Raw genomic sequence first — 26,627 nt, 5'->3', positions numbered from 1 at the left:
TATTGATTGAAAAATAATATTGATCGAAAGTATCGAACCCTCAACCTGACCACTACCCTTTGCCCTGGGTCTTGGTCTGATTAGGACCCGCATTTTTTTCAATATAAGCCACAATTTTAGCGGCGATATCTTGCCCAGTCGCGGTTTCGATGCCCTCCAACCCCGGCGAGGAGTTCACCTCCATCACCACCGGGCCATGGTTAGAGCGCAGCAAATCAACACCACAGACTCTTAACCCCATGGCCTTGGCCGCCCTGATCGCAGTAGAGCGTTCTTCAGGGGTGATTTTAATGAGAGAAGATGAACCACCACGGTGCAGATTCGAGCGAAACTCTCCCGGCATCGCTTGACGCTTCATCGCAGCGACCACACGATCACCGATGACAAAACAACGAATATCAGCACCGCAAGCCTCACGGATATACTCTTGCACCATAATATTGGCTTTTAACCCCATAAACGCCTGAATCACACTTTCAGCCGCTTTCTCAGTCTCAGCCAAGACCACACCAATCCCCTGAGTCCCCTCCAGCAACTTAATCACTAAAGGCGCGCCACCGACCATTTTAATCAGGTCAGGGATGTCGTCAGGGGAATGTGCAAAGCCGGTCACGGGCAAGCCTACCCCTTTACGCGATAACAGCTGTAGTGAGCGTAACTTATCCCGGCTGCGGGCAATAGCCACAGATTCATTCAGACTGTAACAATTCATCATTTCAAACTGACGCACGACAGAGCAGCCATAAAACGTCAGTGAAGCACCAATACGGGGAATCACAGCATCAAAATCATCCAGCACTTGCCCTTTGTAATGAATCCGAGGCCGATGCATTGCAATGTTCATATAACAACGCAACGTATCAATCACTTTGACCTCATGGCCTCGTTCTTGAGCCGCTTCAACCAAACGCCGTGTGGAATATAACTGGCTATTCCGCGATAAAACCGCAATACGCATGAATCCTCCGCAGAGAGCAACCTCTCAGCAATCAATACTTCAAGCGCAGCTCGCCCGAATGGGACTAATAAGCTCAGCATTTGAAGTACCGCCAGTGAACCATTGAGATAATGAATCACCGACGATCAATATAACTATCGGGAACAACCCCATCATGACAAGGCATTAAAATCTGTGCCAATCCGATCAAGGCTGGCCTAATAAATAAGCCGCCCCTGGTGCCACCCAGATATGACGCTCCATCGCTCGCCGCCCCAACAGCATGGGATATTTCATGGAGCTCCGATCAACCAAGGTCAAATGTATCGACTCGCGAAATTCACCCATTTCAAGATGAGTCTTAATCACAGGTCGAATCTGCTGCTCACCATTAGAACTTTTAACTTCTCGATGGCCATATAACGGTGCTTCACAACTGATCGCTGTCGTATTCACCAATTGTTCATGCGCAGTAAGAAAGCGCACCCAAGGGCGCCCCTCACGTTCAAAGAACTCAATTTGTGTCGCATGAAGGGCAGACGTTCTCGCCCCGGTATCAATTTTGGCGCACAGCTCTAGTTTGAGATCCGGCAGACTCACGACCTCTTTCCAACCAATAATCATATGGGGATGATGTGACATAAAGCCTCCGGCGCAGCACCAGCGCAGATTGGGGCGATGATTAAACGAGATGGTTAAGACTTAATCAACAAAAGAATGAGAAGAGTCAGGCAAGGCTCATACCTGTTACCCTCAAACTATCCACAAAGATACACCCATCGATTGTGGATAATCTTACACAGCCTGACCCATCAATGAATAATTTAATAGGAAAGTAGAAGATGACATCATGAACGGGAAAGCAGACCTGCGACCGGATTGTCTTGACTATGGCCATAAGCCATACAATGTTTGAGCCACTCTCCCAAAAAGCCATTGAGCTGAACTTTCTCATCAGGCTGAAACATGGCGTCATTAGGGTACTCATAGCGCCCGTGCTGAGCATAACGACTTTGATAGGCCACCACCTCTGCCATTTGGGCATCATGATAAACACGCACTTTCATTCGCGTCGGTGCTAGCCAATCATGCCAGTGGGGCCCTTGTACGACTTCCACGACATCTGTATAGCGACTACGCTCGAGTCGCTTCAGACTGACATCCCCCATGTCACGACCATGGCCATGTAAGTGCCAGCTGGCTTGCTCTCCATCCTCAGGCATCAAGCGACAAAGTAGGTGGTAATTTGCGGCACATTCAGCCTGTAGCCGATTTAAATCAGCGACATAAGGTTTGGCTCGGCGATTCGGCCGATTATGCTGAACGGACATGCCAAACCCTATTCAACGCCCAAGCGTCACACCGATAGGTATAGGTATGATCATACACATTACGATCACACAGCATAAAAGTTACTCCAGATCATCAATCAGAAATATCGCCATCACTCAAAGGTGACAATTGCCCAACAGGTTGCGTGGCCCAACGGGTTTGGAGTTTCTGAGCGTTTAACGCCAGCCATTGAAGCCCAATCAATGCCATCGCATTATCGACAACCCCCTGCCCCATCAACGCGAGAGCGTCAGTACGAGACATCACCTTAACTTGAATATCTTCATGCTCTTCAGCCAAACCATGCAAACCACCTACACCTCGGCTATCGACAATGGCACACCAGAGGCTCACCGTTTCATCACTGCCACCGGGACTGCTGAAGTAAGTATAGATGGGGCTTAAATCCAATAATGACAAGCCGGCTTCTTCTTGAGCTTCTCGGATAGCGACGTCAGTCACCGTTTCACCAGACTCAACCAGCCCAGCAATTAACTCCGTCAACCAGGGGCCTTGACGATGATTAAGCGCGCCAACACGAAATTGCTCAACCAAGACCACGGAATCTTGCCAAGGATCATAAGCTAAAACACCGACCGCCATTCCTCGACGCATACACTCACGGGTAACCCCCGTTTGCCAACTGCCATCAAAGCGTCGGTGGTTCAGAATCAGTTTATCCAATGAAAAAAAACCTTGATAGACACACTGCTGTGAAGTCAGTGTCCAATCATCTTGGTGGGGTTTTGCAAGGGCATCAGAGGGTGTCATGTGACGGATCTCCAGAGTAAAAAGAATAGGCTAACAAATCCCTTCTACACCCACATCCTTCACGCATGACTGAATAGGATGGTCACTTTTATATCACATTCTTTCTACGGCTATACCTCCTCTCTTCAATCCCCCTAGGTGCCACATCACCTTTCAGCGGGTCCGAACCATGTTTCTAGCACATGCCGTGAAGTGCACTTTATAATGATAAGGTCGATCGTAACACGCGGAGAACAAAAGATAGACCACAAGACGAATGGATCAAGATTCAATCTTCTGCCCCCATTGAATATAGTGTAGCGTAAACAAGCATGCTGATTATATCTTATAAATCATGCGAGCTCGACGAACAGTCAACGACATACCATGCTAAACCCGGATAATCGACTCATCAGCGCTTGCACACTCGATCACTCTCCATTCATGATGGTGTGCTTATAAAATAAGAGGGATGGACTTCATGGCATTCCGGCTCAGCCAGATCAAAATCAAATATAAACTCTGGGCGATCATTGGATTAATGGTCACTGGCACCGCATTTCTGGTCGCCGTTTCTCTCTGGTCTTTAACTCATAACTTGCTGGCTGATCGCAAACAGCAAACCCGGCATGAAGTTGAAACCGCCTATAGCTTGATTGAACACTACTATCAGCGTGTTCAATCAGGTGAGCTAGATGATGCCGAGGGACAACATGAGGCCCTAGAAGCCCTCAAAAGCTTACATTACGGAAAGCAACAGTACTTTTGGGTGAATGATATGCAAGCCGTTATGGTGATGCATCCGATTAAGCCCACATTGGATGGAAAAGATCTCTCCAACTTTGCGGATCCAACAGGTAAAAAACTATTTGCCGAATTCGTTAAAGTCGTCAAGCAAAAAGATGAAGGTTTCATTGAGTATTTATGGCCAAAACCGAATGCTCCGAATGATGACCCGGTCAAAAAAATCGCCTATGTCAAAGGATTCAAACCCTGGGGATGGATTGTTGGCAATGGTATTTACCTGGATGATATGACCAGTATTTTCTGGGAAGCGTTACGGGCCTATGCCCTGACGGTGGTCATTCTGACCATCGTCGTGGGGGGGTCAGCGCTATTAATTATCCGCGCAATCACACAACGCCTGACGCGTTTTCAACACATTATGTTAGAGGTTCGTGCTTCCGGCGACCTAAGCCGTCGTGTCGTCGTCGACAGTCAGGATGAACTAGGACAAATGGCAGCCGCATTTAATCACATGCTGGACCGCTTCCAGGAAGTTGTAGAACATGCGGGTAATTCAGCTGAATCACTCACCCATACCATTGAAGAGCTGAACCATATTGCTTCCTCAACTCGTCAAGGTGCAGAAAACCAAGAACAGGAAACGGAACAAACGGCTACGGCCATGCAGCAAATGGCGGCAACCGCGCAAGACAGCGCCTCTTCAGCAGAAAATGCCAGCGAACAAGTCAACCGAGTACGTGAGCAAGCGCAAAACGGCCTGGAAACCATCAACCAGAACAATGAACGTGTACAGGAATTGGCCCGCCAACTAGAACAGGCCGGGAGTGTGATTCAGGCACTCGATACCAGCACCAGTGAAATTGGTACAATTTTGGAGGTCATCGAGGGCATTGCCGAACAAACCAACCTGCTGGCTCTTAATGCAGCCATTGAGGCCGCTCGAGCCGGTGATGCCGGAAGAGGGTTCGCGGTTGTGGCGGATGAAGTGCGCTCGCTAGCCAGTCGATCTCATGACTCCACACAGCAAATACAAACGATGATTCGCAACCTGCAAAATAGTGCACGCGATGCGGTTAATGTCATGTCGAGCAGCCGAGCGCTGGCCGAAGAAACAGTCGAAGGCGCCACTCAAGCAGGCCAAGCCTTTGCCGAAATCACGACGTCCATTGCCGATCTAGAATCCCAAAATGCTGCAATTGCCAGTGCTGTTGAAGAGCAAAGTCAGGTCGCCGAAGAAATCAGCGCAAGTCTAACGCGTATTACCGACGTGGCCGATCAAACACGTCATGACATTCAACAATTGGTCGATGCGGGTCAGCAGTTGTCAGATAATGCGGAACAGTTGCGTGCCCGTATTCGTCAATTCCATACTTAAGCAGCGCGATACCGGACAGCCACAACACCATATTGACACTGAGGGCTCACTTGAGCCCTCAGGGGTTCCTGTATTGAAGTATGTGATCAAACGTAGGGCACTCGTGATATGAAAGGACGAAATATGAGTCGCTGGCGGGATCCGTCGAAAGACCCCCGTGCCGAGCATAAAACAAATTTAATCACACCGGCGGGTTACGAACGCCTCAAATCGACCCGTGAGTGGTTATGGCGGGTCAAGCATCCTGAGTTAGCACAAAAGGTGAATGAAGCCGCCGCCAACGGCGACCGCAGTGAAAACGCAGACTACACCTATAACAAACGCGAACTGAATCGAACCTTATCACGCATCCGCTATCTGGATATCCGGCTTGATGCCTTACAAGTCGTTGACCGATTACCGGCCGACCCCGGCAAAATTTATTTTGGCGCCCTAGTAACCCTCGAAGATGAAGACACGGGAGCCGAAGCTCACTATCGTATCGTCGGACCAGATGAAGCCGATGCCTCTAAAGGCGCACTCAGCATTGATGCGCCTTTTGTGCGCCAGCTTTTAGGGAAAGGGCTCGATGACATCGTCACTCAGCCCCAGGGCGAAGGCCCAGACATCAGCTGGATCATTACGGCGATTCAGTACCCTGACTTCCACTGAAACGATGAGACCTCAAAGGGACGTCAAAACCGCCTGATCAGGTCACATAATGTTCAGCGATGCGCTCACTTTGCTGACACAGCGTCAGTTCCAAGCGTTGCAACAGCCCTTGAAATAAAGCCAAACGTTCAGGCGTCATCACCTCTGTTGTCTCGACCGCCGAGATCAACTGCTGGGCGGCGACTGATAGCTCACCGGTGATTTCACGGCCATAAGCACTGGCCACATAGGCTTCAGCTAAGGTTTGGCGAAAACGCGCCAAAGCGCGGGACACATTGTCTTCTTGAGGGAGTCGTCGACGCAGCCGTAATAAGCTGTGCCCCATATCAAGTCCAACGAGCCCAATACCAAATAAATGTCGACGTTGTTCAGGCAAGGTATCGTCATGACGTGCCATCGCCAAAATACGATCCGCCATACGCCCCACAAATCGGCTTTCAGCCTCGTTCACAGGGAGTCGGGGAAGTTCATCCAAATCACGTCCAATGGCCGCAACTAGGCGCCGTCGTCGGATGGTTGCCCCCAAACCAGGAATCAATCGGAAACTCATCACCACAGCAGAGAGCCCGATAATGACCGCCAAGGCCCGGTTCACAAAACTATCAAAAGAAAAATCCATCCCGTTACCGGGCATCGTTAGCAGAATATTAAACACGGTAAAAGGCAGGCAATACCCCATGATTTTCATATTACCAGCGCCCATCAGCCCCAAAAAAAGAGGCGGCCCGAACGCCAGAACCAAAGGAATAAAACCATCAGCCTGAGATAACAGCACGTGACCAAATAAGAAAGCACTTGGAATCGCGGCCAGCATTCCTTTAAAAAACATCATCGCCATCGCTACCGGATTCTCACGGCTGGCAAAGAAGGTCGAGAACATCGTTCCCAACAACATGGCCACTTGCCCATTCTGCCATCCTGTCGCCAACCAAAAGAGGGCAAGCAGTGCAAAGACAATGCCTGAACGCATGCCATTTAAAGAGGCGGCGAGGTGATCCCGATGCCAGGATAGAGGGGCACTTTTTAACTTACGCCCACTCGGCGCACTGATCGCCTGACGGGCATCCAGCATCACCAGTGCATGGTTTAGAATTTCCGTTAATCCATGACCGATACGTTGCTGTAAAGGCTCACGGCCAGCCAAAGATAGCTGGTGAGCCCGGTGACGAAGCGCATGAATATGCTGCTTGGCCGGGGCAACGCCTTTGACTTGTTCTGACTCGCGAAACCCCTCCCCAGTCGCCACAATAAGTTCACGCAAGTCCGTATCAATAACGGTTTCCCGATCCCTTAAAATACGGTTCATCGCTTGCAAGGTCGCCAGTAAACGCAAGGTATGCCGGGTCAAGACATGTGTCGCCCTAACTCTCGCATTGCCATCGGGATCTTCAAATCGAGCCGCCTGACTGTCGGTTTCCAGCATCGTCAATGGCTGTAGGCTCCCAGTCAGAGACGCTTGGAGATCGGCCTCAACATCGCTGCCTTCTAATCGCTGAGCCGCTTGTAAAAAGGCTTCATTAACCACTTTATCGGCTTGCTGTGCCAGATGATCACTGACCCGAGTGGGCCATAACAAAGAGCTAATCAAAGTGGCACAAATCGCGCCGAGCCCTAACTCAGACAAACGAGCGACCGCGACATCAAATACACTTCCCGGATTGCTGCCTGAAATAACCACCACCAACATGGCCGTGACGGCGGCCATCACGCAACCAAAAGAATAATTATTGCGTAACAAGGAGCAGGCATAACTACAGAGCATAATCCACAAGGTCAGCGACACAATCGCCGGCACTCGGGCTTGTGCAAACAGTGACATAATGACAATCGCCACCAGCGCGCCAATGGCCGTACCGCCGAGCTGGCAAAGGCCTTTTTCAATCACCATGCCGCTCATCGGACGAATTTGCAGGAAGGCGGCTGAAATCAACGCCCAATAAGGGCGATCCAAATCCAGCCATAGCGCAAGGTATAGGGCGACGAACATCGCCAACGTCGCCTTTATGCCAAACTTTACGGCACTGGCTGACGGGGTCAGATAGGCCTCAAAAAAAGGATTCATAACAGTGGGGCCTAATGCTCAGAAGCCTGGGCATCCGGCTCATGACGTTCTGGTGCTTTGAGAATCCTTACCGTTGCCGTCATTCCGGCGCTTAACAGCGTGCCGTCTGGCACCTCATCCAGCGTGATGCGCACGGGAATACGCTGCGCCAATCGAACCCAATTAAAGGTGGGCTGAACTTGCGGCAATAATTGATTGTTGGTCGCCGTATTCGTATCGGCAATACCACGGCCAATGCCCGCCACATGGCCTTTTAAATGAGTGTCGCCATTCATTAAAATAACTTCAGCCGGGTCGCCCTGATGAATATCAGGCATCTTGGTTTCTTCAAAATAACCGGTCACATAGAAAGAATCGGCTTTGACCAAAGCCATCACAGCTTGACCCGCTTTGACATAGTTACCCGCATTCAAATGCATATTCAACACATGGCCTTCAACCGGTGCTCGGACAAGGGTTCGATCTAAATCGATTTCAGCACTGGCCAATGCGGCTTGAGCCTGCTGTAAATCGGCAGCAGCGACATCGCGATTAATTTGTGCCACTTCCTGATCCTCAGCACTGATCGCCTCGCGACCTAACTGCTTGCGTCGTTCAGATTCATGCCTTTTCAGCGCCAGCGTCGCTTCACGATTGGCCACAACCGCTTTAGCTTTATCGACTGCGGCGAGGTAGCGCTGATCATTCAAGGTAAACAGCTTCTGCCCCTTTGAGACCCAGCCGTTATCCTGAACCGATAACTCGTCCACCCAACCGGATACATCAGGCGCAATCGTAATAATTTCTGCGCGTACACGGCCATCACGAGTCCAAGGGGTGTAGAGGTAATAATGCCATAACCACAGCCCAGCCATTATCGCCGCCGCAACCACCAACAGTGTCACTAGAATCCGTAAGCCTTTTCGCATAATACGCCTTTCTCAGTAGCGCTTGGGGGGAGTCAATATCGAATGAATTGAACGGTCTGCAGTCGCGTCTGTACACCGCTCACATACACAGTAGGAGAGACCACAAAAAAAGAAACCTGCGCCCACGATTCGCTCAAGACAGTGCGAATGCAGAAGCTGCCGTCAGGACAATGAAAAGGGAGGCATCAAACCACGCTTCGTGCCACCAAACACGTCGGCGTAAAAACCGGTGCAACCCCCAGCGCACAATCACAGCAGCCACAAAGCCCATGAGTGCAAAGATCAACATTGGACTGAGAAAAATTCCACCCACTGCAATTTCCTGAAGTCCCATTTTGCCGCCCGAAGTAGATAGCAATACACTTAATTATAAAGAATGCGTTCCTTAATGGGAACGCATTCCAGTGTTCCTCATGGCGGGCGATCAAAGCGCCGCCATGAGATAGGGGACCAGCAAGAGCATTATCCGTTCGAGCGCTTACGGCTTGATTTAGTCTCGGGTAACGCAACGGCTGCGACATCACTATAACGACGAGCAAAATGGGTGGTCATCCCTTCTTTCAGATAATCCGGCAATTCATCATAATCCCGACGATTATCCTCCGGCAGAATGAGTTCATAGATCCCACTACGACGTGCCGCAATCACCTTCTCGCGGATACCGCCCACCGGCATCACCTGCCCGGTGAGAGTCAGTTCACCGGTCATGGCAACGGGCTTGGGCTTCACATTCCGAGCCAGTGACAGCAATGCCGTCGCCATCGTCACCCCTGCAGAAGGGCCATCTTTGGGGGTTGCCCCTTCCGGCACATGCAGGTGGATAAAGCTCTTATCATAAAAGTCAGCAGAAGCATTAAGCGTCTTCAAATGGCCCATAATATAACTATAGGCAATTTGAGCGGACTCTTTCATCACATCTCCGAGCTGACCGGTCAATTTGAAACCACGATCAAGGCCGTGAATACGGTTAGCTTCCACCGACAGCGTGGCCCCTCCCATAGAGGTCCAAGCCAAGCCGGTAATCACCCCAACGCCAGCCATCAGCGGATCTTTGCGGAAGATCGGTGCACCCAAATAATCTTCCAACTGTTTGAGACCGACGCGGATAGAGGTTTCCTCGTCTTCCATCAGTTTGACTGCAGCTTTGCGCAACACCCGGTGCAGTTGTTTTTCTAACTGGCGTACACCCGCCTCTCGAGCATAGCCTTCAATAATCTGCTTTAAGGCGGGCTCGGTAATATCCACTTGTTTTTTCAACAAGCCTGCTCGCTTAAGCAAGCGAGGCCAGAGATGGTGCTTGGCAATCGCCAGTTTTTCTTCTGCAATGTAACCAGACAGACGAATATTCTCCATACGGTCCAATAGCGGGCCGGGGATCGTATCCAGCTGATTGGCGGTACAGATAAACAGGACTTTGGATAAATCCAGGCGCACATCCAAATAGTGATCGAGGAAATTCACATTTTGCTCAGGGTCCAACACCTCAAGCAACGCTGAAGCGGGATCACCCTGGAAACTGCTGCCCATTTTGTCGATTTCATCAAGTAACACGACCGGGTTTTCGGCCTCAGACTCTTTTAATGCCTGGACCAGCTTACCAGGCATGGCACCGATATAAGTCCGACGATGCCCCTTAATCTCAGCTTCATCACGCATACCGCCAACCGAGAAGCGATAGAAAGGCCGACCCAATGCAGAGGCGATGGAACGCCCGACAGAGGTCTTACCGACACCGGGAGGACCTGACAGCAGAATAATCGAACCACCCACGCCGCCTTTGAAATGACCTTCAGCGAGGAATTCAACGATCCGATCTTTGACATCGTCCAAACCATCATGATCATCATTCAGAACCTTGCGGGCATGCGCCAGATCGAGGTTATCCTCAACCTGAATCCCCCAAGGCAGACTGGTAATCCAATCCAGATAGTTACGTGTAACCGCATATTCCGGCGAGCCGGTTTCAAGCATGGATAATTTATTCAGCTCTTCTTGAATTTTATCATCCACTTTCTGCGGCAGCGTTTTGCCTTCCAGACGCTGGGCAAACTCTTCCGCTTCCGCTTCTTTATCGTCTTTCGTAATCCCCAGCTCGCGCTGAATCACCTTCAATTGTTCACGCAGGAAGAAGTCGCGCTGGCGCTCCTGAATGGTTTCATTCACCTCTTCGCTGATTTTGTTGTGCAGCTTGGCGACTTCGACTTCTTTGCGCAGCAGCGGTAACACCACTTGCATCCGCGGCAACACGGCTAAGGTTTCCAGTACCCGCTGCAATTCGTCGCCTTTAGCAGAGGTCGCAGTAATCGAGGCGGCGAAATCCGTTAGGGGACCAGGCTCATTGGGATTAAAGCGATTCAAGTAATGCTTTAACTCTTCCCCATAAAGCGGGTTAATCGGTAACAGCTCTTTGATCCCGGAGATAATGGACATCGCATATGCATGCGCCTCGTCAGTATCTTCGAGCGGCTCACGCGGGTATTCCACCTCAACCAAGTAAGGGGCTTCATCTGTCAGCCAACGCTTGATGCGAAAACGCTTCAAACCCTGCGCTAAAAACTGCAGCCGGTTGCCCTCTGTCTGAGCGCGGTGAATACGCACCGCGGTTCCGATATGTGGCATCTCGTGAGGATCAATATCGGCCTGGGGCTCTTCTCCAGCATAAATCAGCCCCATCACATGATGTTCATCTTCGGCTACTTGCTCGAGCGTGTCTTCCCAGCGTCGCCGTGGCACCACTAAAGGTTGAATCTGAGCCGGAAAGAAGGGCCGGTTATGAGTCGGCATCAAATAAATTTTTTCCGGAAGCGCATCTTCAGGGAGCGCTAACATGCCAGAAGAGCTGATTTCAGGCTCAATGTCATCCGTTGCGATTTCAATATCATCATCGTGTGGCCTATCGTGCTCACTCATAATCTGTCTCCGACGCTATGATTGCCTGGCCGAGATGGCCTCTGCCACAGGTATGGGGCTGAAGTGTGTTGATTTCAATTAAGAATCATCACAGCACAGTGAAATGGCGCCAAAATATTGACGCTGAATGAGGGTCCTCACTTACCGATGGGGGCCGCATAGATTGAGGCCATATGGACTGCCGCTCATTGCCGACAATAGCCAAGTCTCAGTGTCATGCTTTAAATTATGCTGAACAGTGATTTCAACCGGCAGGAGGCTCCATGTCATGACGACCGATCAGAATAAGCCATCACACGCTTGGCTCGGCGCCGCCATTGTCTCATTGGGGATAGTGATCGCGGCAGCCTTAATCGCACAAGCGTTAAATGCCTATCAGGACAGTCGCCGCCAAGTCAGCGTAAAGGGGCTGGCGGAACGCCAGGTTGACGCCGACCTCGCTCTCTGGCCGCTCAACTTTCTGGTCACAGGTAATCAGCTCGATCAAGTACAACAAGAGGTCGAGCGTCAGGCAGATTTGTTACGCCAGTTTCTACTCGATGCAGGATTCAAAGCCGAAGACTTGCAAATGTCGATGCCCAGTATTGAAGATATGCAAATCAATAACTATGGCAATCAACAGCCTAAAGCACGTTACAAGTCTAGCCCAACGTTACTGGTGAGAACCCATGACGTCGCCCGCGTGAAAGCCACGATGCAAAAAGTGGGACAAGTCATTCGCCAAGGAGTAGCGCTGACCCAAAGCTATGAATACCGCCCACAGTTTTTATTTACACGCTTAAATGATATCAAGCCGGAAATGATCGCCCAAGCAACCGCCAATGCCCGAGAAGCGGCAGCACGCTTTGCACGTGATTCCGGCGCCCAGGTTGGCGGCATTCGGCATGCAGAACAGGGTTACTTCAGTATCAATGATCTCGACAGTTATACGCCGGAGGTGAAAAAAATCCGTGTCGTGACTCGCATTGATTATCAACTCGAAGACTAATATTTCAGTACGATCATCCAATACAGATGAACCCGTTACCGATGGAAAGACATCAGGAGTCCGCTTCGGCGGCCTCCTGCTCATCCAACCTCAGCTGCTCCAATGCAGGCGTGAGCCAGTTTTGCCAAGGATGGTGCAGGTCGCCTAGGACCATAAACCACGCATTCATCAGTGAATCTTTCTGATTGTACGCCAGCGTTTTGAAATTAAGATCCAGCACTTTGCCGCCAGCCCCTTCGATCACCGCTTGAGCAGCAGCGGTATCCCATTCACAGGTGGGGCCGATACGCGGATAAAAATCCGCCTGACCTTCTGCGATCATACACAGTTTAAGAGAACTGCCGATCTGCCGACGCGCGACATTCATCCCTTGTTGCTGCATCGCATCAAGCAACGGTTGAATCTGCTCATTACCATGACGATGACTGGCCACCACATCAATTTGAGGCAACCGAAGAGATCGCACTTCCAAGCGTTCCGGCTCCCCCTCTAAACCTTGTCGATAACTGCCACAGGAACGCCCACCGTAATAAGTCACGCCAGTCACGGGGACATGCACCATGCCAAATAACGGTTGGCCATGCTCAATCATGGCAATGTTAATCGTGAACTCATCATTACGATCAAGGAATTCACGCGTGCCATCGAGGGGGTCAACTAACCAATAACGGCCCCATTGACTTCTCGCTGACCAGGCCACATTGGCTGACTCCTCAGATAATACCGGTAGCCTCGGCATCATCTGACTCAGACCGCGCATAATGACTTTATGCGCGCCTAAATCAGCGGCGGTTACGGGAGAGTCATCGGCTTTAGTCTTCACATCCCACTGCTGCTGGGGTTGGTTATAGACTTTCATTATCGCCGCACTGGCATCCCGACAAATACGCCCCAACTCCCGAGCCATCCGGGAGGGGTGTTCAAGCACCATCATGTTGCTCCTCGATCACCAACCTGAATCAATCGTTCCCGAGCAATGAACAAAGCGGCAACTGCTCGCGCCTCGTGAAAATCATCTCGGTTTAATAAGGACAAAATATCATCCAACCGATGCCATGACACAATCAAAGGCTCCGGTTCATCACCTTCTAACTTGGCGGGATACAACCCCCGTGCCAACACCACTTGCATCCGATGATCCATATAGCCGGGCGCCAGACTCAAATCGACCAACGGTTCAAGGTGATGAGCGCCAAATCCGGTTTCTTCCATCAGCTCACGATTAGCCGCTGCCAGGGCATCTTCCCCTGGCTCCACCAACCCTTTAGGCAAGGTCAAGCAGTACTCGTGTAAGCCCCCGGCATATTCTTGAATCATCAAAACACGACAGTCTAAGTCGACAGCAACCACCATCACAGCCCCATGACCATGATTCACCAGTCGCTCATAGGTTCGTTCGGCCCCATTAGAAAAACGCAGATCCAACGATTCAACTTCAAACAGGCGACTATGCGCCACCATCCGACTAGAGAGGATTTTAGGTCTGTCTGGCATGAGTACCTCTGGCTCCGGGCTTGGGCTCATTGGGCATCAGGGGAATGAGGACACCCTGAGTGATGATCCGTTACAATGAGGGCCATCTCATAAAGACGCAAGTGGCGCCGATCACATCGTGTCATTTCATTTATCGACACGTATGGAGAACGTCAATGCCACTCACTCTGAGCGTATTACGCTAATAAATGAACCCTTAACGCTCGCCGCTGCAAGAGGTCTTCGATGATTGACTGGCATCAAATCGATACAGTATTGCTCGATATGGACGGTACCCTACTGGACCTTCATTTCGACAGTCATTTCTGGCTTGAACACTTGCCACAACGCTACGCTCAATTACACCGGTTGGATCAGAATGCAGCACGTGATTATATCATTCCTCGTATCATGGCAGAAAAAGGTACCTTAAACTGGTATAGCTTGGATTACTGGAGTGATCAGTTTGGTGTCGACATTTTGGCCTTAAAACGAGAAGTGCAGCACCTGATTGGCTTTCGTTCTGATGCCCTAAACTTCTTACAATGGCTCAAACAGGCCGACCCCAAAGTCATTTTGGCCACCAATGCCGATCGTCCGGGGTTGGCCTTGAAACTTGAGGCCACAGGCCTTACTGAGTACCTCGATGAAATCGTGAGTTCAGCCGATCTCGGTCTCCCCAAAGAAGACCCCGTATTTTGGCATGCGTTGAATCAACGTTCTCCTTTCAAACCACAACGGACATTACTGATTGATGATAACGAGCAGGTATTAAACAGCGCTCGGCATTATGGCATTCAGTGGTTACTGACAATTGCACAACCGGACAGCCGTTCACCGGAAAGAACCTTGACTGAATACCCGGCGATTGATCAGTTTTATCATTTGACCCAATCATGAGACCCACTATGTCCAAAACCTCACACGCCACTGATAACGACAACCCCTTGGGCTCGGATCAACAGTCCACCGTTCGTCTTGATAAATGGTTATGGGCAGCTCGTTTTTATAAAACCCGCTCGCTGGCAAAGGCCGCCATTGAAGGGGGTAAAATACGCTGTGACGGGCAAAGGCCCAAAGTAGGGCGCGGCCTCAAAATAGGCACACGCCTTGAGCTTTCACGCGGCCACGAACAAATGGAAGTGATTGTTGAGGCCCTTTCAGAGAAGCGCGGCCCCGCTTCAGAAGCCCAAAAACTTTATCAGGAAACCGAGCGTAGCCAAGCGCACAGAGCCCAACAAGCCGCCAGCCGTAAACTCATGCGCGACACTCAACTTGCGCCTGATCACCGGCCTGATAAAAAATCCCGACGCCAGATTCATCAATTCAAGCGTCGCAATACAGAATAAATGAGAGCCCCTCATCCATGAGTATCGATAATGATCAAATCCAACGCTTCATGTTTGACCAGACAGCCGTTAGAGGCGAGCTGGTCACACTGCATGACAGCTTTGGCGAAGTGCTTCAGCGCCATCATTACTCGCCGGATATCACCCGCGAGCTGGGACAGCTCCTGGCTGCCGTTGCCTTACTGACAGCCACCGTCAAAATAGACGGCACGCTCAGCTTAGAAGTCCGAGGGCAAGGGCCTGTCAGCTTATTAATGGCAGAATCAAATCCTGGCGGTCAGCTACGCGCCATCGCTCGCTATGATGAACAGACAACCCCTACAGGCGATTTTCAAACATTGCTTGGCGGTGGTCAGCTGGTCATCACGATTGACCCGAAAGAGGGTCACCGCTACCAAGGTATCGTCGCACTTGATCAACCCGATCTTGCCAGCTGCCTTGAAGCGTACTTTTCTCAATCAGAACAGCTACCTTCCAAGCTGTGGCTCGCGGCCAACGATGACACCGCAGCAGGCTTCTTCCTTCAGCGCTTACCCGATGATGAGCAAAATCAAGATCCTGATGCCTGGGAACGCTTAACAACACTGGCCCAAACACTCACTCGCGAAGAAATGCTCACGCTGCCACAGGCCACCTTGCTGACTCGATTATTCCACGAAGAACCGATTCGCGTTTTTGAGCCACGCTCATTACATTTTGGCTGCACTTGTTCACGCGAGCGCCTAGCTCAAGCTGTTTTAAATATTGGCGCAACCGAGTTACGTGACATTATTGCCGAACAAGGGGCCATCAGAACCCAATGTCATTTCTGTAATACTCCGTATGAATTTTCCGCATCCGAGGTGGACGCATTAATTGACGGACAGGATGCACCGACACTGCATTAACATCACGCCAAAAACATCACGCTAAAGCGGTGATGCTTAAAAGTGATGATGCATAAGGTGTAAAGAGGACTTGTTGCAGTCGGCTTTCGGGCCGACTACAAGAAATGGCTCATAAGCCATACCCAATACCCCTTATAAGCACCTAACCACATGTTTTTTATAAAGAAAAATTATGTAATGGTGCTACATGGCTTTTTAGTCACGCGTAACGAACGAGAATGACTTCGCCCCCTATGCATTTTTTGACATAATAACGACCCATTTTCGTGGGCCTTGGCAGAATTCCCCTCGAAATCATTAAGCTAACTCGAGAGAGTTTTACCGATAGTTTCGCTGACATATCGACGAATTCATCTTGAACCACCCTGCTGCAGGGGATTTCGTTTGCGGAACGGCAACGCCTTAGGACACATCAAATATGACGACCATTGACGAGAGTGCTGTGAAAACCTATACGAACCTAAGCAATGCCCAGTTGATTGAGCTGGCTGTGCAACGTGGTGAAGGCCAACTGGCGGCCAATGGTGCCCTGGTAGTCACTACGGGTGAACGCACCGGCCGTTCACCCATGGACCGCTTTATCGTGGATGAGCCCAGCACCTCGGATCTGATCGAATGGGGCACCATTAACCGCCCCATCGATACAGAGAAATTCGATGCCCTGTGGGATCGTGTCGAAGAATACCTGGCTCAACATGACCATTTTGTGTCAGAACTGCATGTCGGTGCTGATCCGGAACATTATCTGCCTATCCGCGTCACGACTGAAACAGCATGGCATAACCTGTTTGGTCGGAACTTGTTTGTCCGCCCGGAACAATTCAATGCTAAATCAAAAGCTGAATGGCAAATCCTGAACGCGCCCCACTTTGAGTGTGATCCCAGCCGTGATGGCACTCATTCCGATGGTGCCGTCATGATTAACTTTGCCAAACGCAAGGTGTTACTGGCGGGCATGCGCTATGCCGGCGAAATGAAAAAAGCCATGTTCTCAGTACAAAACTTCCTGTTACCGGAAAAAGACGTTCTACCGATGCACTGTTCAGCGAACGTCGGAGAAGATGGCGAAACCACGCTCTTCTTTGGCTTGTCTGGCACAGGGAAAACCACACTATCAGCTGACCCTTCCCGTTACTTGATTGGGGATGACGAGCACGGCTGGGGTAAAGGCACCGTATTCAACATTGAGGGCGGGTGCTACGCCAAGTGTATCGATCTGTCGAAAGAAAATGAGCCGGTGATCTGGGACGCCATTCGATTCGGTTCGGTCCTTGAGAACGTGGTATTGGATGATCGACGTACTCCCAACTATAGCGATGACAGCCTGACGCAAAACTCGCGTGCGGCTTATCCGCTGGATCATATTGAGAAGCGAGTTGAGGAAAATCGTGCCGGCGAGCCCAACGCAATCGTCTTCCTGACTTGTGATATGAGTGGTGTTTTACCGCCCGTATCTATTCTCTCTAAAGAAGCCGCAGCGTATCACTTCCTATCCGGCTACACCGCTAAGGTTGGTTCCACTGAGATGGGCTCATCCAGCGGCTTGGAAGCGACCTTCTCCACCTGCTTTGGTGCGCCTTTCTTCCCACGTCCTGCTCACGTTTACGCAGATCTCCTGATCAAGCGTATCGAAGAGTTTGGCTCACGTGTTTACTTGGTTAACACGGGTTGGACAGGCGGATCTTATGGCCAAGGCGGTAGCCGTTTCAGCATCCCCACCACTCGCGCCATTATTCACGCAGTTCAAACGGGTGCACTGAAAGGCGCCGAAACCCAGATCGTTGAAGGATTGAACCTCTCCGTGCCGGTTCATGTGCCTGGCGTTGACAGCCAATTACTGAACCCACGCGATACTTGGGAAGATCAAGCCGCTTATGATCGCCAAGCCAGCGAACTCGTGGCCAAATTTGTTGAAAACTTCCGTAAGTTCTCTGGCGTTGATGACAGCATCATCGCAGCAGGCCCGCAGATGAACTAAGCGAGTGCTGAGCCGGTCACAACTGAAGCAGGCTTATCATCGCGTAAAACTCCAGCCACGATGGCTGGAGTTTTACTTTAAATAGATCATGATGTGAATACAGAAGCGCGATCGCTGAATCGCAATCAAACCTGACCCTGCCGAATAAGACAACTTATCTTGATATCACCCAGCTTATGCTTCTCGGGCTTCTTCAAGATCAGGTAATGCCTCGTAGACACTCAATAAATCCGTATAATCTGCATCATCCTGCTCCTGATTGATCCAAAGACTCCTCACCCCAACCTGACGTGCGGGCGCAATATCAATGGTCCAATCATCGCCCACCCAAGTCACTTGAGCCGGCGTCGTATTCAAGACACGACAAAGTGACGTAATAAATGCGGGATCCGCTTTATTCAGACGTAATTCATCTGCGGTCAGGACACGATTAATCAAAGTCCCTAAATGCGCTTTATCCAACACTTCACGCAACATATCCGCAGACATTAAAGGGGTATCATTCACGACAGCGATATGGACATGGGGAGACAATGCCGATAACAGCTCATGTGCTCCCAACATTGATTCCGCCTGGCCACGCGTAATCAGCGTATTCCCCCAATCGAAGACCCACCAACGTTTAGCCAACTGTGCCATCAGCGATACCGCCTGCCATCCAAAAGTTCTTGCACCCGTGGGGTCATAATTAGCTCCAGAGCCAACGACATTTTAGCCCCAGGAATCACGAGGGTATGAGGCCGCGTCATAAAGCTATCTTTAATCATCGAGAGTAGATATGGAAAATCGACTTTGTGTGCATCCTGAAAACGAATCACGACAGAGCTTTCATCATCAGTCGGAATGCTACGGGGCTCAAAAGGATTCGATGTATCCACCAAGGGCACACGCTGAAAATTAATATGCGTTTTTGAAAACTGGGGCAAAATAAAGTGCACATAATCGTCCATGCGCGCCAAGATACTGTCGATCACCGCTTCGTGCGAATGCCCCCGAAGCTTCACATCACGATCAATTTTCTGAATCCACTCGAGGTTAATAGAGGGCGCAACGCCAATCAGCAGATCCACATACTGAGCAATATTATAATCCGCTGTCACTAGGCCACCATGCAGCCCTTCATAAAGCAACAAGTCCGTATCTTCAGGCAGCGGCTGCCAAGGCGTAAAATTACCCACCTTGTACCCGGCATCGATCAAACTAACATCTTCAGCATGAATGTAATGACGGTATGTGCCGGTCCCACTTTTACTATATTCCTGAAATAAAGATTCCAGTCGATCCAGCAGGTTAGCCTCAACCGCAAAATGAGAGAGCGAATCCTCACGCCCTGGGTTTTCTCGCATCAACTTGGCTAATTCTTCCCGGGTATAACGGTGAAAACTGTCGCCGTGAACGAAGGCGGCCTGCAAGCTCTGGCGCGAAAACATACGCGCAAACGCATCTTTGACCGTTGTCGTCCCGGCACCGGAAGAACCAGTCACCGCAATAATAGGATTCTCACGTGACATCAACGTCTCCCTGAGACGATAAGCGGTTTTCAGCAGATGCCACGCTTTCACTTGATGACAGGCCCTCAGTTGATAACCGTAAAGGCGCCTTAATCACCTGATGGAAGACGTCGGGCACGGCCACCGCCTGACGGGCTTGAAAATCAAAAAATACCATACCTATGCGCGCAATCGCGATCTCCTGTTCACCCTCGGGATGAGACTTCACAATCCGGTGCCAAATTTCAGCGCCTTTACGTCCAACCTCTCCGACTGCAAGCTCAATCGTCAAACAGTCATCCCAGAACGCTTCAGCACGATACTCGACAGCCAGATCAGCAATCACCGTGCCGACCCCACCAATATCCCACTCGGCCAATCCATGAGCCGCCCACCAGCTAACACGCGCCTGATGTAGCAAACTCACAAGCGCATCATGACCTAAATGCTGGCCATAGTTCAGATCGCTGATGCGCACTTTCAACTGATGGCGATGCACCCGTTTCTCGTGTGGAAAACGCAGATGTTGACGTGACATAGCCTCTCCCCAAATAAGTATTAATCGACCATTGAACTCGCCCTGGGCCTTGAAGTGAAGCCCTTATGACAAAAAAACCGGCCTTCAAGCCGGTTAAAAAAGAATAGACATACGCCCCAACCCCCGCGACCAATGGTCCTTGATTAGATCCGCCCGGCACGTTTCAAAGCGAAATATTCTTCAATTAACGCGACATGCATCCGCTGTGGCACCGCATCAACAACCAAAGCGCCATGCGCCTTCAACGCCCGAATCAGCTGGCCACGTTGTTCTCGATAGAGTTGGCGCGCGCAATAATCAAGCGCTTCATCCGGGCTGGCCTCAGCGGACAGCGGCTGATCCAGGAAGCTTTCGCGTAAACAAGCCAGCATGACTAAATGACGTTGACTCAATAGCTTCACAGCCATCATCAGCTCATCGGCATCATCGTCACGCACATTAGACACAATCACCACTAATGCCCGCTTCTGCTGACGCTGCATCAGCGATTGTGCCGCTTGCAGTAAATCACTGGCCTCAGCGCTACTTTGAAGATCATAAAGGCTATTCAGTAAACGATTGATCCCTTGCTTACCCTTTACCGGTCGGATCCAACGATTGTGGTCAAAGTGGCCGGAAATACTGAAAACACCAACTGAGTCGCCCATTTCTAACGCCATATAAGCGGATAACAGCAACGCATTAAGCGCATGGTCAAAGTGGCTCAGCTCCCCGTCCAATGGACGCATACGACGACCACTGTCGAGCATAAAAAGAATCTGCTGATCGCGCTCATCCTGATACTCTCTTGAAATCAGCCGTTGCTGGCGAGCAGTTGCTTTCCAGTCAATCTGACGTATCTCATCGCCGCGCTGGTACTCGCGCAATTGATGAAACTCAAGGCCTGAACCACGACGTTGTGTCAAGTGAGCCCCAACATGCGCAATACGCTGTTCATGCCCCAAAAAACCAAGCCCAGCAAGCGCCATAAAATTAGGATAGATCTTGACGCTCTGATCCGCCTCGATATGCACTTGTCGTTGCCACAATCCCCATGGTGAACGCACTCGCAGGCTGATGCCACCAAAATGCGCATCACCTCGGTGGACCGGACACACGCGATACTCGATACGGGCCTGGCCCCCATCAGCCAAGGTCAAACGAGCAGGCAACGGATCCAGACAAGACACCGCATCGGGATAATGATCGATATAACTGAGCGTCAACTCACCCGAGCCCCGGTGCTCAAAGCACAACCGAATATAGGCCGTACTGCCGAGCGCAAGATTGCCCGGTAATTGACGGCTCACTGCCGGTATCGGGCCACGAAAAAGTCTCAGCGCATCCAGTAGCGCGAACAAAGCGGCCCCTATCGCACCCCCCCACCACCACCCCTTCGATCCATCTATAGGATCTTGTAGTAGCCACTGATAGCACATCTGTAGCAACGCCAAAGCAAGCAATAGCCCAAGGCCTTTATAAAGACCTCGTCCAGGCAACAGATTTAGGGCCAGTCGACTCATGTGCGCGGCGCATCAACCGTTTGAATGAGCTGCTTAAGCACTTGATCAGGAGTCAGCCCATCAATTTCACTCTCTGGTGCCAACAAAATACGATGGCGCATCACCGGCAAAGAGACTTGCTTGATATCATCGGGTAACACAAAATCACGCCCATTCATTAAGGCCCACGCTTTGGCAGCGTTGACGAGACCGATGCTGGCCCGCGGACCGGCGCCTTTGAGAATACTGCTGGTCTGACGGGTCGCCTGAACTAACCGCACGGCATAGTTAAGCACTTGTTCATCCACGGCAATCAACTCGGCGGCCGCTTGAAGCGCCAGAATCTGCGAAGGCTGTAATGTTTCCTCATCACCAGGCTCAAGGTCGCCCATATCCAAAGCACCACTGGTCACCTGACGAACTAAGCGCGCCTCATCATCAAGCGTCGGATAGTCAATAAACACTTTCAATAGAAAACGATCCAACTGGGCTTCTGGAAGCGGATAAGTGCCTTCCTGCTCAACCGGGTTCTGAGTCGCCAACACCATAAAGGGAGGTGTCAAGGCATGAGACTCCCCTTCAATCGTCACCTGCTGCTCTTGCATCACCTCTAACAAAGCCGCTTGAGTTTTGGCTGGCGAGCGGTTGATTTCATCGGCCAACAGCAAATTGGTGAAAATGGGGCCACGACGGATATGAAAACTTCCCTCTTGCATGTGATAGACCGCATGCCCAGTCATATCCGCGGGCATCAGATCAGGGGTGAACTGAATACGGCGAAATTGACCCGCAAAACAGTGAGCTAAGGCCCTCACCAGCAGCGTTTTTCCAAGCCCGGGGACCCCTTCAAGTAACACATGGCCACGACACAAGAGCGCGATTAAGACCTGATCCACCACATCATCCTGTCCAATCAATAATGCTTGAATGCGGTTACGTAGAAAGTCGATATGATCATGGGCCTGTTCAGGCGTTAAGGTGGCTCGCGTTGGCTGCGTCATAACTGATCTCGAATAGAAGTAAGAAGCTGAACAATGTCTAAAAATTCATCTGAACGATAAGGCGCTTTACCATAAAGTGCCCGTCGAAGCTGGACCTCGCGATGCCCGGTACGGCGGCTTAACAGCGCCAACTGCTCTGGGGTACTCAGCTGCTCAAATTGAATATGGTCACGACACGCCCGGGCCATTGCCTGACGCCGTAAAGGGGCGAGTAAGTGATCAAGCTGTTTGTGCTGTTGATGAAAGCGAGCCACAGCGCTCACGTGTTCGGCCAGTGAGCGACGCTGCTCTCGCCGACGCTCCTCCAATGGCCCAAAACGGCGGGACTGCCCCAACACCCAAAACAAGAGCAGCAACCACAGCACCAGCATAGGGGCAAGGGCATATTGACGTATCAATTCGGTCAGCGTCGGCACATCCACATCATGTTGCAGGTAAAACTGATCGGCGCCTGAACTCAGTGTGGCCAAAAGCAGCGCATGATCAAAAAGACCGATCCGGTTGTTCTGCCAGATACGGGTATCCGCCAAGACACTCACTTGACCATGCCCTAACCTAAAGTGGAGCAACCCAATACGCTCATCATTTTTGGCATACCCTAGTAACTGCATTGGATAATCGGCAGTACTGGGCTTGTAACTCAGCGTCTCATTGGTGTGAAAAACACTGCGTAAATAAGGCTGATCATGCCCATACCAATAACTGATCGACGCCTGATCAACACTTTGTTCAATCCGATTAAGCTCAGGGCGTACCCGCTGTGATGGCGTCAGCGCTGTGATTTCTTCGTCCGTGTCTATGGTTAAACGATTTGACTGACGCGACACCCGATCCTTCTTATCCGAGTCATTTCGGGCGACCTCAACCAAACTCACCCCCATCAGGCGGGCTAATGGACTGTCCTCATTGGAGGCATCCAGATGCCAAATCAAACGACCACCATCGGCGACCCAGTCGAGCAGGGCTTGCGCTTGACGCCCATTCCTCTGCAGAAAACTCACATCACTCAGTAGCAGCACATCATCATCATCCAGCATTTTAGGGTCCACTCGACCCCTTTCATCACTCACCTCAATGCCATGCTTTTCAAGAAAGTGCTCAGCAGCTGAATAAGCGTTACGACGTACTTCTGCAGTGGGCCCTATATTTTCAAGCGTTTCGACCTTTTCGAGATTCATGGCAATAAGCCCGGCCAGCGCCAGCACGAGCAATAACAGAATGAGCCGCATTGATAAACCACTCATGGCGCTAACACCTTTTTCAGCGCCAGATACAAATACTGTACTCGCGCCCTCGGCGGCGACTGATGAGCATAAGCCAACTGCACCCAATACTGGGTCAGTTCATCCCAACATCCATCCAGCGGCAATTGGGATCGCTGCTTGACCGCATCGGCGCACTCAAGCTCGGTGTACCAAGGCTCCACAGGCACCCGGTGCTGATGAATCAACAGAAACAACACATGGCGATACATTAACGACATGGCCTGACGTTCATCACCCCGCTCAAACGCCTCATCAATACGAGCATCGATCTGTTCAGGTAAGCTCTCAGCCGAGATCGCCATGCCCATCATCACTTGCGGGGAGTTCACGGAACCGCGAGCATTAGGCTTAGACAAGACAGGAGCGGCTTTCAGATGGCTGACCAGTTTTCTCAACACCAGCACGACCAGCAATCCCATCCCGATCCATAGCAGCAACTCAACCACTGAAAACAACGAACTCAGATCCCCGCTATCCTCATCCATGAGGTTATTCAGACTGTCGAGAAATGAAGAGTCTTCAGAATCAACCTGGTCAGGCTCATCTTGCCACTGCCAGTGGCTGACGTTCTTCTCGATGACAAAGGGGGGCGTCTCTAAAATAGTGCGCACTTGATCACGCGCGTCGAGCTGTTCACGGGTCAGTGTCGGCTCTTGAGCCTGCGCTGGGGCAATAGATAGCGGTGTCACTAAACACAACATCAACAACGACAAAGCCGCTGAGAGAAGAGGCTTGATGGTTGATTGAGGTTCACGCCGACGAGCACTCTCGCGGAACACCAGCTCCAGATCCCAAGCTTCCAATTCAATACGCCGGTTGAGATAAAGCGAGAAACCGCAGGCAATATAAAAAGGCGCAATCAGTGCCATAAAGAGAATATCGGGCAGGATTTCTAAATAAAGAAGCGCGATATCGCTCCCCTTCATCAGAAACGTGGGTTGAATATAAAAATCAATGCCCAGTAATGACAATAACAAGATCGCCAAGCCTAGAGATAGCGCCCCCTCTAAGCTCATCATCACCCAGGTCAACCAGCCCCCAGCAGGCCCACAGCCTCGACGCAAGAGTTCACAACGCCGTTTACGCGCCCCCCCCTTCTGGCGTTCAAGCACTGTAACGGGCAGGTGTAGAGAACGCTGAATATCGAAACGCCGCACACTCAAAGAAAGTAAGGCATCAAACCGATACAGCCGCAATAAAGCGCGCCAATGGAGCCAACCACGCGCTTTGTCATTAAAAATATAATGACTCAAAAGGAATAAAGGTAAACGATCCAGCAGTGGCTTGAGCCACCAGATGATCAATAACAACCAAAGCGGGCTGACTTCCCATAAGACACTAAGAGATAGCGGCAAAGGACTGACCGACCACATGCCATAGGCATACATTCCCGCCACCAACAGCAGATACACCACAAGGGCCGGTATCAACCAAGCCAGCATCAGCGATAGATACCAGCGACGCGCTATCTTCACACCCAGATCCAGAGCCTGCCAAGAGGTTCTGACGCGAGCTTTCAGCTGTAGCTCAGTAAGATTCACGGCGCTGTCCAATCGAAGAGAAGAAGCAGAACCACAGCACTAACAGCCAGAACCCCGCCCCTACCGACAGCTTCAACACCACGGGCAATTGGGTTGACGATGACCAGAACGCCTCAAGAAAGGCGGCCACCAATAGCATAAACATCGCGCCGTACATTAACCTGACGGCTTTAGCCGCCGCTAAACGCAATGCCTCTACACGTCGGAATCGCCCCGGATTAATCAAGGCATATCCCACCATCATGCCCGCAGCACCACTGATCACAATCGCGGTCAGCTCAAAGGCCCCATGGCCAATCACAAAGGGGTAAAACGTTTCACTGAATCCTGCCTGTGTCAGATACCCGGCCACAGCCCCCAAAAATACACCGTTAAAGAGCAACACCCAAACCGAGCCGATCCCTAAAAAGATGCCACCAGCAAAGGCTCGAAAAGCAATGCCGATGTTATGCTTGATGTAATAACCGAACATGACCAGATCAGTTTCAGCATCGCGCTCAGGCCCGATTCGTCGGTTGTCTGGGTCGTACATCGACTCGATATCAGCCACTTGGGCAGGCGACATCAAGCTATAGGCGACACTATGATCGAAATAGGTCGCGCTCCCCACGACTAGAGCAGGCAACAAAAATAATAAAACGGCACAGATCAGATAGACACGGGCATGACGCAAAGTGATGACGAACTGTGCCAGCGCACGCGCCACCATCTCCAGCCCCAACCGCTGTTCACGCCGGTAAAGCTGGTGATGGCCCGCCATCACCAAACGGTTAAGACGATTGACTAGGGCTTCGGAATAATCACGTTGGCGCGCCATCGCAAGATGATGACACAGTTGGCGATAAAGTTGAGGGAACTGTTCATCAAGCACAGCTTTGCGGGCATCCCCACCTGCCACTTGTTGTTCAAAACGATGCCAGAGCGGAGCATGCTGACTTTCGAAATCCCTTTCCCTCATACCATC

25 protein-coding genes are annotated in these 26,627 nt (G+C 50.9%); 7 read left to right on the top strand and 18 right to left on the bottom strand.

The annotated features are described in order from the left end of the window. Nucleotides 1-52: 52 nt before the first annotated feature. From rimK to BFW38_RS02115, 4 genes are all read right to left on the bottom strand, one after another. Nucleotides 53-958, bottom strand: a complete 906-nt coding sequence (rimK, locus tag BFW38_RS02130) for a 30S ribosomal protein S6--L-glutamate ligase (protein WP_068996907.1) — start codon at nucleotides 956-958, stop codon at nucleotides 53-55. A 186-nt stretch (nucleotides 959-1,144) separates the two neighbouring features. Next, nucleotides 1,145-1,579, bottom strand: coding sequence for an ATP-dependent zinc protease family protein (locus BFW38_RS02125; protein WP_068996906.1), 435 nt, complete (start codon nucleotides 1,577-1,579; stop codon nucleotides 1,145-1,147). 206 nt (nucleotides 1,580-1,785) lie between these two features. Then, nucleotides 1,786-2,268, bottom strand: coding sequence for a DUF1249 domain-containing protein (locus BFW38_RS02120; RefSeq protein ID WP_068996905.1), 483 nt, complete (start codon nucleotides 2,266-2,268; stop codon nucleotides 1,786-1,788). A 94-nt stretch (nucleotides 2,269-2,362) separates the two neighbouring features. Continuing rightward, nucleotides 2,363-3,040: an NUDIX domain-containing protein gene (locus BFW38_RS02115; protein ID WP_084004396.1), complete on the bottom strand. Its 678-nt coding sequence runs from the start codon at nucleotides 3,038-3,040 to the stop codon at nucleotides 2,363-2,365. 460 nt (nucleotides 3,041-3,500) lie between these two features. On the opposite strand from BFW38_RS02115, the gene BFW38_RS02110 reads away from it, so the two are divergent. Together BFW38_RS02110 and BFW38_RS02105 are read left to right on the top strand one after the other, a co-directional pair. Continuing rightward, nucleotides 3,501-5,141, top strand: a complete 1,641-nt coding sequence (locus BFW38_RS02110) for a methyl-accepting chemotaxis protein (protein ID WP_068996904.1) — start codon at nucleotides 3,501-3,503, stop codon at nucleotides 5,139-5,141. A 108-nt stretch (nucleotides 5,142-5,249) separates the two neighbouring features. Further along, complete coding sequence (locus BFW38_RS02105; RefSeq protein WP_084004394.1) at nucleotides 5,250-5,792, top strand: GreA/GreB family elongation factor; 543 nt, start codon at nucleotides 5,250-5,252, stop codon at nucleotides 5,790-5,792. A 37-nt stretch (nucleotides 5,793-5,829) separates the two neighbouring features. Here BFW38_RS02105 and BFW38_RS02100 read toward each other — a convergent pair whose 3' ends face one another. The 4 genes from BFW38_RS02100 to lon form a co-directional block, all read right to left on the bottom strand. Beyond that, nucleotides 5,830-7,854, bottom strand: coding sequence for an FUSC family protein (locus tag BFW38_RS02100; RefSeq protein ID WP_068996902.1), 2,025 nt, complete (start codon nucleotides 7,852-7,854; stop codon nucleotides 5,830-5,832). Between the two features lie 11 nt (nucleotides 7,855-7,865). Then, nucleotides 7,866-8,762, bottom strand: coding sequence for an efflux RND transporter periplasmic adaptor subunit (locus BFW38_RS02095; RefSeq protein ID WP_068996901.1), 897 nt, complete (start codon nucleotides 8,760-8,762; stop codon nucleotides 7,866-7,868). 133 nt (nucleotides 8,763-8,895) lie between these two features. Then, nucleotides 8,896-9,096: a DUF1656 domain-containing protein gene (locus BFW38_RS02090; RefSeq protein ID WP_068996900.1), complete on the bottom strand. Its 201-nt coding sequence runs from the start codon at nucleotides 9,094-9,096 to the stop codon at nucleotides 8,896-8,898. Between the two features lie 128 nt (nucleotides 9,097-9,224). Beyond that, nucleotides 9,225-11,672 carry an endopeptidase La gene (lon, locus tag BFW38_RS02085; protein WP_068996899.1) on the bottom strand — a complete coding sequence of 816 codons (2,448 nt, stop codon included), beginning with the start codon at nucleotides 11,670-11,672 and terminating at the stop codon, nucleotides 9,225-9,227. Between the two features lie 268 nt (nucleotides 11,673-11,940). On the opposite strand from lon, the gene BFW38_RS02080 reads away from it, so the two are divergent. Beyond that, entirely contained in the window at nucleotides 11,941-12,660 is a 720-nt protein-coding gene (locus BFW38_RS02080; RefSeq protein WP_068996898.1) for an SIMPL domain-containing protein, read from the top strand. A gap of 52 nt (nucleotides 12,661-12,712) precedes the next feature. On the opposite strand, the gene cysQ is transcribed toward BFW38_RS02080, so the two are convergent. Then, a complete protein-coding gene (gene cysQ / locus BFW38_RS02075) occupies nucleotides 12,713-13,594 on the bottom strand; it encodes a 3'(2'),5'-bisphosphate nucleotidase CysQ (RefSeq protein WP_218186344.1) in 882 nt (293 codons plus the stop codon). Continuing rightward, nucleotides 13,591-14,154, bottom strand: coding sequence for an ADP compounds hydrolase NudE (nudE, locus tag BFW38_RS02070; RefSeq protein ID WP_245686047.1), 564 nt, complete (start codon nucleotides 14,152-14,154; stop codon nucleotides 13,591-13,593). Before nudE ends, cysQ begins: the two co-directional genes overlap by 4 nt. Before the next feature lie 225 nt (nucleotides 14,155-14,379). Here nudE and yrfG point away from each other — a divergent pair, with 225 nt between their 5' ends. From yrfG to BFW38_RS02050, 4 genes are all read left to right on the top strand, one after another. After that, nucleotides 14,380-15,033 carry a GMP/IMP nucleotidase gene (yrfG, locus tag BFW38_RS02065; protein ID WP_068996895.1) on the top strand — a complete coding sequence of 218 codons (654 nt, stop codon included), beginning with the start codon at nucleotides 14,380-14,382 and terminating at the stop codon, nucleotides 15,031-15,033. 8 nt (nucleotides 15,034-15,041) lie between these two features. Next, entirely contained in the window at nucleotides 15,042-15,482 is a 441-nt protein-coding gene (locus tag BFW38_RS02060; RefSeq protein ID WP_068996894.1) for an RNA-binding S4 domain-containing protein, read from the top strand. A 17-nt stretch (nucleotides 15,483-15,499) separates the two neighbouring features. Beyond that, nucleotides 15,500-16,369, top strand: a complete 870-nt coding sequence (hslO, locus tag BFW38_RS02055; RefSeq protein WP_068996893.1) for an Hsp33 family molecular chaperone HslO — start codon at nucleotides 15,500-15,502, stop codon at nucleotides 16,367-16,369. A 418-nt stretch (nucleotides 16,370-16,787) separates the two neighbouring features. Then, nucleotides 16,788-18,347, top strand: coding sequence for a phosphoenolpyruvate carboxykinase (locus BFW38_RS02050; protein WP_068996892.1), 1,560 nt, complete (start codon nucleotides 16,788-16,790; stop codon nucleotides 18,345-18,347). Between the two features lie 174 nt (nucleotides 18,348-18,521). Here BFW38_RS02050 and BFW38_RS02045 read toward each other — a convergent pair whose 3' ends face one another. The 8 genes from BFW38_RS02045 to BFW38_RS02010 all read right to left on the bottom strand — a co-directional run bounded on the left by BFW38_RS02045 (nucleotide 18,522) and on the right by BFW38_RS02010 (nucleotide 26,621). After that, complete coding sequence (locus BFW38_RS02045) at nucleotides 18,522-18,986, bottom strand: HAD family hydrolase (RefSeq protein ID WP_068996891.1); 465 nt, start codon at nucleotides 18,984-18,986, stop codon at nucleotides 18,522-18,524. Continuing rightward, nucleotides 18,986-19,858, bottom strand: a complete 873-nt coding sequence (locus BFW38_RS02040) for a phosphoribulokinase (RefSeq protein ID WP_068996890.1) — start codon at nucleotides 19,856-19,858, stop codon at nucleotides 18,986-18,988. Before BFW38_RS02040 ends, BFW38_RS02045 begins: the two co-directional genes overlap by 1 nt. Further along, nucleotides 19,848-20,375, bottom strand: coding sequence for an acyl-CoA thioesterase (locus BFW38_RS02035; RefSeq protein ID WP_068996889.1), 528 nt, complete (start codon nucleotides 20,373-20,375; stop codon nucleotides 19,848-19,850). The genes BFW38_RS02040 and BFW38_RS02035 overlap by 11 nt, the downstream gene beginning before the upstream one ends. 143 nt (nucleotides 20,376-20,518) lie before the next feature. Further along, entirely contained in the window at nucleotides 20,519-21,877 is a 1,359-nt protein-coding gene (locus tag BFW38_RS02030) for a DUF58 domain-containing protein (protein WP_084004393.1), read from the bottom strand. Continuing rightward, nucleotides 21,874-22,857, bottom strand: coding sequence for an AAA family ATPase (locus BFW38_RS02025; protein WP_068996888.1), 984 nt, complete (start codon nucleotides 22,855-22,857; stop codon nucleotides 21,874-21,876). Before BFW38_RS02025 ends, BFW38_RS02030 begins: the two co-directional genes overlap by 4 nt. Then, complete coding sequence (locus BFW38_RS02020) at nucleotides 22,854-24,101, bottom strand: DUF4350 domain-containing protein (RefSeq protein ID WP_084004392.1); 1,248 nt, start codon at nucleotides 24,099-24,101, stop codon at nucleotides 22,854-22,856. Before BFW38_RS02020 ends, BFW38_RS02025 begins: the two co-directional genes overlap by 4 nt. After that, nucleotides 24,098-25,663 (bottom strand): DUF4129 domain-containing protein, encoded by a 1,566-nt coding sequence (locus BFW38_RS02015; RefSeq protein WP_068996886.1) that lies wholly within the window; start codon nucleotides 25,661-25,663, stop codon nucleotides 24,098-24,100. The genes BFW38_RS02020 and BFW38_RS02015 overlap by 4 nt, the downstream gene beginning before the upstream one ends. Next, nucleotides 25,650-26,621 carry a stage II sporulation protein M gene (locus tag BFW38_RS02010; RefSeq protein WP_068996885.1) on the bottom strand — a complete coding sequence of 324 codons (972 nt, stop codon included), beginning with the start codon at nucleotides 26,619-26,621 and terminating at the stop codon, nucleotides 25,650-25,652. The genes BFW38_RS02015 and BFW38_RS02010 overlap by 14 nt, the downstream gene beginning before the upstream one ends. Between the last annotated feature and the right edge of the window lie 6 nt (nucleotides 26,622-26,627).

It is taken from the genome of Terasakiispira papahanaumokuakeensis, assembly GCF_001709345.1.
In the GTDB taxonomy this organism is placed as follows: Bacteria; Pseudomonadota; Gammaproteobacteria; order Pseudomonadales; family Halomonadaceae; genus Terasakiispira; species Terasakiispira papahanaumokuakeensis.
The sequence above is the reverse complement of the archived record's forward strand: the minus strand, read 5'-3'. Positions and strand labels throughout refer to the sequence as shown.